The following is a 9,345-nucleotide window of genomic DNA, read 5'->3' on the forward strand; positions in this document are numbered from 1 at the left end:
AACTATCAGGGGCCCTTTGCCAAGGGGAGGGCCATTATCAGTGCGGCCAACAACAAGGATGGTCGATCACTGACCAACAGGATGCGTGCCCAGTCGCCATTGCCCTGGCGTCTGGGGGAGGCAGAGGTCAGTGGCAGCAGTGAGTTTGTGCGCCTCGCGGATTCCCAGCCCGATGGCCCCTATGAGGCGATGCGCTTTGGCTTTGCCATCAGGGACCAGGATGGTGAGCGTTCCCTGATCGCCTCCCCTGATTTTAATGAGGCCGTGGTGGGGGATTGTCGCGGCAGTGCCTGCAATGCCCGATTGATGGATCCGGTACCCATGGCGCTCTATTTTGGCCGCTTGCTGGCGGGAACGGTGACGGGGCAAGCCTCTGCGGCGCTGGCGATCTCGCAGCAGTTACAGTACTACGTGGCCGGAAGCTGGCAGCGGAACAGACGAGATGAGTGCTCCCAGCTCTCTTTGGCCAATCAGGGGTTCACTTTCCTCAATCAGAGTCACACCTTTGATGCGGCGACCCGCGAGCTGAATCTGGGGGCGGGTCGCAAGATCAAGCTGGGGTTGGGTAGCTCGGCACCGGGTGGGGATGCTGCACTGGCGAAAGATGGGGAGATCCTGTTCCACTTTGCCAAGCCGGATATCAACGTCAAGATCCCCTACAAGGTCGATTTGGCAAAACAGCCATCATCGCCACTTTGGTTGTCTGACCCGACCAGCTTGCAGGGGGAGGCCATTTTCGGCACTAGCCGGGGTAATGACAAAATTATTTACCGGCGCGAATTGTTACGCTGAACCATCAATGTGGGGGTTGTTAGCTGCTCAACCCTCTTAAATCTTTGTTTATTAGTGTTTGCAAGCGTGTGCGAGTGAGTGATGACTTGCATTTTTGTCGCGCCTGATTGAGTGGCGACAGTTTGAGCGCTTGCCCATTGGGGTGGGCATTGGTAAAGTTAGCCGGTTTTCTGCACCTCCAAATTCTTAGGATTTCCCGTAGCCATGTTCAAAAAGCTCAGAGGCGTCTTTTCCAACGATCTGTCGATCGATTTGGGAACTGCCAACACCCTGATCTATGTAAAAGATCAAGGGATCGTCCTTAACGAACCCTCAGTTGTCGCCATTCGCCAAGAGCGCGGGAACGCCAAATCGGTCGCTGCTGTCGGTCATGCCGCCAAGCAGATGCTGGGCCGTACCCCGGGCAACATTTCCGCAATCCGCCCGATGAAAGACGGCGTGATCGCCGATTTCTACGTGACCGAGAAGATGCTGCAGCACTTCATCAAGCAGGTTCACGACAACAACTATTTCCGCCCCAGCCCGCGTGTGCTGGTGTGTGTACCGTGCGGTTCAACCCAGGTTGAGCGTCGCGCCATCAAGGAGTCCGCACTGGGCGCCGGTGCCCGCGAGGTCTACCTGATCGACGAGCCTATGGCTGCTGCTATCGGTGCCGGCCTGCCGGTATCCGAAGCGACCGGTTCCATGGTGGTTGATATCGGTGGTGGTACCACTGAAGTGGCCATCATCTCCCTGAACGGTGTGGTCTACTCCCAGTCCGTCCGTATCGGTGGCGACAAGTTTGACGAAGCCATCATCAGCTACGTCCGTCGCAACTACGGCAGCCTGATCGGTGAAGCGACTGCCGAGCGCATCAAGCACGAGATCGGCTCCGCCTATCCGGGCGAAGAGGTGCGCGAGATTGAAGTGCGTGGCCGTAACCTGGCTGAAGGTGTACCGCGCAGCTTCACTCTCAACTCCAACGAGATCCTGGAAGCGCTGCAAGAGCCGTTGTCCGGTATCGTGGCTGCCGTGATGGTGGCGCTGGAACAGTCTCCGCCCGAGCTGGCTTCCGACATCTCCGAGCGCGGCATGGTGCTGACCGGTGGTGGCGCACTGCTGAAAGATATCGACCGTCTGCTGATGGAAGAGACCGGCATTCCTGTCGTCGTGGCCGAAGATCCCCTCACCTGTGTGGCCCGTGGCGGCGGCAAGGCGCTGGAGCTGATCGATATGCACGGTGGCGATCTGTTCCACTACGAATAAGACCCAAAGCCGGCCAGCGTGCCGGCTCTTTTTTGACGACCCATGAAACCCATTTTTGGTAGAGGCCCTTCGCTTCAGTTACGGTTGTTTCTCGCCGTCATCATCTCCATCGCTGCCATCGTCGCGGATTCCCGCTTCGGTGTGTTTACCCATGTCCGCGTCTACCTCAGTTCGTTAGTCAGTCCCCTGCAATACATGGCCAATGCGCCCGGTACCCTGCTCGACACCATGTCGACCCAGGTGCAGACCCGCGCCGATCTCATCGAGCAGACCAAGCAGCAGGAGCAACAGCTGTTTACCCTGCGTGCCCGTCTGCTCAAAATGGATCAGCTGGAGCACGAGAACCAGCGGCTGCGTGAGCTGCTCGGTTCGCCGGTGCACAAGGAGTCTCGCAAGATGGTAGCCGAGCTGCTGTCGGTGGATTCCGATCCCTTCAGCCATCAGGTGCTGATCAACAAGGGGGCGCTGGATGGGGTCTACAACGGTCAGGCGGTGATCAACGATCAGGGGGTGATTGGTCAGGTGCTCCACGTGGGCTCCACCACCAGTCGCGTGCTGCTGATCACCGACTCCAGCCACGGCATTCCGGTGCGGGTGCTGCGCAACGACTTGCGTGCTATTGCCTCCGGCAGTGGTGAGCTCGACAAGCTTGAGCTGCGCAACCTGCCGCGCAACACCGATATTCAGGTGGGTGATCTGCTGGTCACCTCGGGTCTGGGTGGCCGCTTCCCGGAAGGTTATCCGGTGGCGACTGTGACCCGCTCCGAGTATGTGGAGGGCAAGCCCTTCGCTCAGGTCGAGGCCAAGCCGCTGGTGGAGCTGGACAGGCTGCGTTATCTGCTGCTGCTGTGGACCGACAAGAAGCCTGAAGTACATGATGAGGATGGCGAACGGGCGGCTCCCGCTGCGTCCGCCGCAGGAGCTACCCACTGATGCTAGAACCCGCCAGCGGCAGGGTCTGGATCTGGATCTCGATCCTGCTGGCCTTGAGCTTGTCGATCCTGCCGCTTCCTTTTGAATTTGCCCCTTTCCGTCCGGACTGGCTGGCCATGGTGCTCATCTACTGGGCACTGGCCTTGCCGCACCGGACCAACGTAGGCACCGCCTGGGTAGCCGGCCTGCTGCTGGATGTGCTGCTTGGCAGCACCCTCGGTGTGCGGGCGATGGCAATGGCCATCACCACCTATCTGGCGGCCTTCCAGTTCCAGAAGATCCGCAACTTCTCCCTCTGGCAGCAGGCCCTGATCATCGGTGGCCTCTCGCTGGTGGGAAAAATGACGGTATTCTGGGCCGAGCACCTGTTTAGCCAAGCCAGCCTAAACTTCGCCTATTTTTGGTCGACATTGACGACAATGTTAATATGGCCCTGGGTGTTTCTGGTGCTGCGCAAGGTGCGGCGCCGTTTCAATATCAGGTGAATATGAACAAGAACAACGAACCACAACTCTATCTCGCCTCGGCTTCTCCCCGTCGCCGTGAACTGCTGACCCAGCTTGGCTACCGCTTCGAGGTGCTGAAACTGGATGTGCCCGAGCAGCGGGAAGAGGGTGAAAAGGCGCAGGATTATGTCTGTCGCCTCGCCCGAATCAAGGCGATGGCGGGCGTGGCGTGTGCGCCGACGGCGTTGCCGGTGCTGGGTGCCGACACCATAGTGGTGCTGGGGGATCGGGTGCTGGAGAAACCGTCCGATCTGCTGGATGCCAAAGATATGCTGGAGTCCCTCTCCGGCAAGGTGCATCAGGTGATGACGGCGGTCGCGCTGGCCAGCAAGGATCGTTGTGACGTGCGTCTGGTCACCACCAACGTGGCGTTTCGCAAGCTGGACGAGGCCGAGATCGAGGCCTACTGGCAGACTGGCGAGCCCTGTGACAAGGCCGGGGCGTATGGTATTCAGGGTATTGCGGGCAAGTTTGTCAGCCGTATTGAGGGGAGCTATAGCGCCGTGGTCGGCCTGCCCCTGTTGGAGACAGACCTGCTGATCAAGCATCATCTGGAACAGCTCAGGTAATTTCCCGTCAGCTGTGCTGCTGCGTTCGTCCTTGTGCGCGTTGTACCGGATTGGCTGTATAAGAATTCAAAACTGGAACAGGCAAGGTTACTTATGTCGGTAGAACTGCTGGTTAACGTTACCCCTTCCGAAACCCGGGTCGCCCTGGTCGAAAACGGTCTGCTGCAGGAAGTGCATGTCGAGCGTCAGGCCAAGCGCGGCATCGTGGGCAATATCTACAAAGGCAAGATCAGCCGGGTACTCCCCGGCATGCAGGCGGCATTCGTCGATATCGGCATGGACAAGGCTGCGTTTCTCCATGCCTCCGACATAGTGCCACACACCGAATGTGTGGCGGTGAAGGAGAAGGAGCAGTTCCAGGTCGGCAACATCGCCGAGCTGGTGCGTCAGGGGCAGGACATCATGGTGCAGGTGGTGAAAGATCCGCTGGGTACCAAGGGAGCCCGTCTCACTACCGATATCACCCTGCCCTCTCGCTATCTGGTCTTTATGCCGGGCAGTGCCCATGTCGGCGTCTCCCAGCGCATCGAGTCCGAGGCCGAGCGCGAGCGCCTCAAGCGTACCGTGGCCGGTTATGTGGATGAACTGGGTGGCTACATCATCCGTACCGCCGCCGAAGGGGTGGGGGAGCAGGAGCTGGAGCAGGATGCTGCCTTCCTGAAGCGTCTGTGGCGCAAGATCCTCGAGCGCAAGCAGAAGTATCCGCCTTGCAAGATCCTCTACGAGGATCCCAGTCTGGCGTTTCGGGTGGTACGCGATTTTGTCGGCTCCGAGCTCGACAAGATCCGGGTCGATTCACGCCAGAGTTTCGATCTGCTCAAGCACTTTACTACCGAGTATGTGCCCGAGCTCGCCAGCAAGCTGGAGTACTACTCCGGCGAGTCGCCCATCTTCGACCTCTACGACGTGGAGAACGAGATCCAGCGGGCGTTGGAGCGCAAGGTGGAGCTGAAATCCGGCGGCTACCTCATCATCGACCAGACCGAAGCCATGACCACAGTGGATATCAACACCGGCGCCTTTGTCGGCCATCGCAATCTGGAAGAGACCATCTTCAACACCAATATCGAGGCGACGGCGGCCATCGCCCGCCATCTGCGCCTGCGCAACCTTGGCGGCATCATCATCATCGACTTCATCGACATGCAGTCGGAGGATCACCGCCGCCGGGTACTGCACAGTCTGGAGCAGGCGCTCTCAAAGGATCGCGCCAAGACCAACGTCAATGGCTTCTCCCAGCTCGGTCTGGTGGAGATGACCCGCAAGCGCACCCGTGAGAGTCTGGAGCATGTGCTCTGCTCCGAGTGCCCCGAGTGCAAGGGGCGTGGTCGGGTCAAGACGGTGGAGTCGGTCTGCTTCGAGATCCTGCGGGAGATCATTCGGGTCAATCGTGCCTACGATGCGGATCAGTTCACCGTCTACGCGGCCCCGGCCGTGGCCGACTACCTCCATGGCGAGGAGTCCCACAGTCTGGCGGAGCTGGAAGTGTTCATTGGCAAGCAGGTGCGGGTGGTGAGCGAGCCCCTCTGTGGTCAGGAGCAGTTCGACGTGGTGATGATGTAATTGGTCTATCGCTGGCTGAGTCGGGGCTGGTTGGCCCTGGGGGTCCTGTTCGTACTGCTGGCCATGCTGGTCACGCTGGTACGGGTCGGGGGCCCTTTGCTGAATCAATACCGGGAGAATCTGATCCACGCTCTGCTGGGGGATTCACAACTCAAGATCAGCGTGGAGCAAGTGGGGCTGGACTGGACACAGTCCGGGCCCGCCCTCGAATTGCAGCAACTTGCCATCGCCCCGGATTCGGGGCGTTTTACGGTACAGCTCGGCAAAGCCTGGGTGCATCTCGACTTCTGGCGCACCATTAACGAGCTCAAACTGGTCTTTGGCGAGCTGATCCTGAGCGATGGCGATATCACCATCGACTTGCGCCAACCGGCTGACGACAGCCCCTCCGGCGATCCCCAGCAGGGTGCCTTGCTGCGCTTTCTGCTGACCCAGCTCTCCACCTTCGATGTGCACAATACCCGCCTCAGCGTCACCACCTCCCTCGGTGATCTGCGTGCCCTCGACATCGCCCAGCTGCGCTGGCAGAACCGTGGCAAGCGCCATCAGGGGGTCGGCAAGGCTTACCTCATCAACGGGGTGGGCGAGAGCACCCTCGATCTGATTCTGGATGTGGACGCCCCGACGGCCCGGCTCGATCGCCTCAAGGGGCAACTCTATCTGGGGGCCCGCCAGCTCGATATCACTCCGACCCTGGCCAAGATCCATGCGGGCGAACCCAAGGTTGCCGGTCAGCTCGACTTCCAGCTCTGGAGCGAGTTTGACAGCGGCAAGCTGGGCAATACCCTGCTGGCGTTTGGCAACAATTACCTGATCTGGAAGGATCCCAAGAAAGGGGAGATGCATCGCTTCGGCCTCGATGGTGGCAAGATCCAGCTGCGCCGTGATGGCACCGACTGGCAACTGGCCAGCCATAACGTCACCTTCAAGCTGGACGGCAAACCCTGGTTGCAGAGCCGCTTGCAACTGGAGCGGATCGGGGATCGGGTGCAGGGCTATCTGCCCAGCATAGAGTTCGACAAGATCACCCAGATCAGTCAGCTGGTCTCGGCGCTCTACCCCACACTCTGCGAGACCCTGCGCCAGACCAATCCGCAGGGTTCGGTGCAGGAGCTGACGCTGCTGGCCAATGCCGACTGGCAGGATCTCTCCCTCAGTGGCCGCTTCAGCAAGGTGCGCCTCAAGGCCTGGCAAGATATACCCGGGATGCAGGATCTCAACGGCGAGTTCTGGCTTACTCCGACCGGCGGTAGCGCCAGATTGGCGCTGGCGAACGACAAGGTGGATCCCGCCCGTCACTTCAAGATGCCGATCCCGGTCGACAGCTTCTCGGCCCGCCTCGACTGGTGGCGCGAGGAACAGGGCTGGGTGCTCTACGGGCAGGATATCGCGCTGGATAACCCGGATCTTACCCTGGCCAGCCGCTTCCGCCTCGATCTGTTCGTGCACCCCTTCCTGGCCTTGACTGGTCGCATCGATGTGAAGAATGCGGGCCATGCGGATCGCTACTTCCCGCTGCAGGCGATGGACAAGGGGCTGGTGGATTACCTGAGCGGTGCCATCAAGGGAGGCAAGGCCAAGGGGGCCGACCTGCTCTGGTATGGAGAGTTTCGGGATTTCCCCTACGACAACGGCAAGGGCATCTTCCAGGTGGCGGTGCCGCTGGAGCAGGCCACCTACGAGTTCTTCCCCGGTTGGCAACCGCTTACCGACCTGCAGATCGATCTCTTGTTCCAGAATGCCGGTCTCGATATGCGCAGCCGATCCACCAAACTCGGCAAGGCGAGCTCCGACTCGGTGCATGCCTGGATCCCGGATCTCTCCCCCGGCGCCCACCTCTATGTGGATGCCAAGGTACAGGGGGAAGGCAAGGCCATCAGCGACTACCTGCAGGACTCCCCGCTGGGCAGTTCGGTAGGTCAGGCGCTGCGGGAGATCGAGATCCGCGGCCCGATGGCCGGTTCGGTCAAGCTCGATATTCCTCTCGATGGCGAGAGCGAGGTCAAGGCGAGCGGCGATGCCACCTTCAGCAACAACAAGGTGCGGGTCGCCAGTCTGGATCTGCCGCTGGAGAAGGTGCAGGGGCGCCTCGAATATGACAACGAACAGACCCGCTTCAGCAACCTCAAGGCGAGCCTGTGGAACCAGCCGCTGACCCTCGATTATCAGGGGCGCCAGCATCCGGATCACTATCAGGTTGACCTCGATTTCAAGGGGCTGTGGGATAGCCGCCGCCAACCCGCCACCATCTCTTCATATGGCATCCTCAACGGCCGCAGCAACTGGGGCGGCAAGCTCGGGTTGACCTTGCCCGAGAGCAAGCCGCTGCGCTTCCAGCTGGCGCTCGACTCCAACTTGCAGGGGATGGGGCTGGATCTGCCGCTGCCGCTGGCCAAGAGCAGCGCCAGCCGGCTGCCGCTCAAGGTGATCGCCCGTGGCCGGGATGGCAGCGCTGACATTCGCGCCGTATTGGGGGCTGATGTGGATATGCAGACCCGACTGGTCTACGGCGAAGGGGTGCCTTATCTCAGCCGGGTGCGGGTTGATGTGGGTCAGCCGGGGGCCCGGGTGCTGCGCGATGCCCCCATGCTGCTTGCCATCAACCAGCAGGAGGCTGACGTGGGCGGCTGGCTGGCACGACTCAAGCAGTGGCTGCCAGCGCAGAACCAGACCGGCAATGCGGTGGTTGGACCGGCCTTCTTGCCGCAGGAGTGGTGGGTGGATGGGCAGCTGGCTCGCGCCTATATCGGCAGTGCCACCCTCAAGGCGGCGCGTTTCACCGTGGGGCCGACCAGTCAGGCGACCGAGGTGATGATCGACAGCCCAGACGTGATGGGGGTGATCCGTCTGCCTGCAGTAGCCAATCGCCCGGTGGATGCCAAGTTTGCCCGCATCTACTGGTCCGGCAAGAGTTCGGATCTCAGCCCGGATCCCGATGCCAGGCAGGACAACGCCATCATGGCATCCATCCCTTGGCTGACTTTCAGCTGCGTCGATTGCCGCTTTGGCGCATTGCCGCTCGGCGAAGTGAAAGGGGAGCTGGTGCCCGGCGCCAACAAGGTGACCCTCAAGGGGCTGGATATGCGGCTGGCGGGGAGTCAGTTCACCGGCAGTGTCGACTGGCTGGCCGATGGCAACCGGATGGAAACCCGCGCCCGTGGCAAGCTGACCAGCAACAACAGCGAGCTACTGCTCAAGCGGCTCGGCTACACCTCGCCCATCGGCGATGCCCCCGGCTCCCTCGCTTTTGATCTGAACTGGCAGGATGTGCCCTATCGCCCGAGCCTGCCGACTCTGGGGGGAAGTGCCAACTATCAGCTGGAGGGCGGCACCCTGCGGGAGGTCAACGACAAGGGGGCGCGACTGCTCTCCTTGCTCAGTCTCGACTCCCTGCTGCGCAAGTTGCGGCTCGATTTTCGCGATGTGTTCGACAAGGGCTTCTACTTCGAATCCATGTCCGCCTCTGCCACCATCAAGCAGGGGCAGGTCAGCAACGATGATTTCTATATGAAGGGGGCGGCAGGCAACCTGCGCGGCGAGGGGAGCGCCGATCTGGTGCGCTGGCGGCTCGACTTTGATCTGAGCTTCTCCCCCAATCTGGGGGGCACCCTGCCGGTGGTGGCGGCCTTTTCCATCACGCCGGTCACGGGTCTCTATGTGCTGGCCCTCTCCAAACTGCTGGAGCCGGTGGTGGATGTGGTGACCCGCATCGATTTTCGCATCTCGGGCCCGCTCGA

Annotated in this window: 7 protein-coding genes; all 7 read left to right on the forward strand. The window is 60.9% G+C overall.

The window, feature by feature from the left end:
- Nucleotides 1-792: DUF6701 domain-containing protein (locus ACRAUW_RS14725; protein WP_431362878.1), on the forward strand; the 792-nt coding region annotated here is incomplete at its 5' end.
- Between the two features lie 204 nt (nt 793-996).
- The gene (locus ACRAUW_RS14730; RefSeq protein ID WP_005340051.1) at nt 997-2,037 is read left to right on the forward strand and encodes a rod shape-determining protein; all 1,041 of its coding nucleotides are present in this window, start codon (nt 997-999) and stop codon (nt 2,035-2,037) included.
- Between the two features lie 42 nt (nt 2,038-2,079).
- The gene (gene mreC / locus ACRAUW_RS14735) at nt 2,080-2,970 is read left to right on the forward strand and encodes a rod shape-determining protein MreC (RefSeq protein ID WP_431362879.1); all 891 of its coding nucleotides are present in this window, start codon (nt 2,080-2,082) and stop codon (nt 2,968-2,970) included.
- The gene (gene mreD / locus ACRAUW_RS14740) at nt 2,970-3,455 is read left to right on the forward strand and encodes a rod shape-determining protein MreD (RefSeq protein WP_431362880.1); all 486 of its coding nucleotides are present in this window, start codon (nt 2,970-2,972) and stop codon (nt 3,453-3,455) included. Before mreC ends, mreD begins: the two co-directional genes overlap by 1 nt.
- Before the next feature lie 2 nt (nt 3,456-3,457).
- Nucleotides 3,458-4,045 carry a Maf family protein gene (locus tag ACRAUW_RS14745; protein WP_431362881.1) on the forward strand — a complete coding sequence of 196 codons (588 nt, stop codon included), beginning with the start codon at nt 3,458-3,460 and terminating at the stop codon, nt 4,043-4,045.
- Between the two features lie 93 nt (nt 4,046-4,138).
- On the forward strand, nt 4,139-5,608 hold the full coding sequence (rng, locus tag ACRAUW_RS14750) for a ribonuclease G (protein ID WP_431362882.1): 1,470 nt from the start codon (nt 4,139-4,141) through the stop codon (nt 5,606-5,608).
- On the forward strand, nt 5,609-9,345 hold a 3,737-nt coding region (locus tag ACRAUW_RS14755), incomplete at its 3' end, for a YhdP family protein (RefSeq protein WP_431362883.1).

Origin of the sequence: Aeromonas sp. (genome assembly GCF_050633025.1) — a bacterium.
Lineage (GTDB): Bacteria > Pseudomonadota > Gammaproteobacteria > Enterobacterales > Aeromonadaceae > Aeromonas.

Coding starts and splice junctions, on each gene's coding strand:
- ACRAUW_RS14730 (WP_005340051.1), top strand. CDS start 997: ATGTTCAAAAAGCTCAGAGGCGTCTTTTCCAACGATCTGTCGATCGAT.
- rng (WP_431362882.1), top strand. CDS start 4,139: ATGTCGGTAGAACTGCTGGTTAACGTTACCCCTTCCGAAACCCGGGTC.
- mreD (WP_431362880.1), top strand. CDS start 2,970: ATGCTAGAACCCGCCAGCGGCAGGGTCTGGATCTGGATCTCGATCCTG.
- ACRAUW_RS14745 (WP_431362881.1), top strand. CDS start 3,458: ATGAACAAGAACAACGAACCACAACTCTATCTCGCCTCGGCTTCTCCC.
- mreC (WP_431362879.1), top strand. CDS start 2,080: ATGAAACCCATTTTTGGTAGAGGCCCTTCGCTTCAGTTACGGTTGTTT.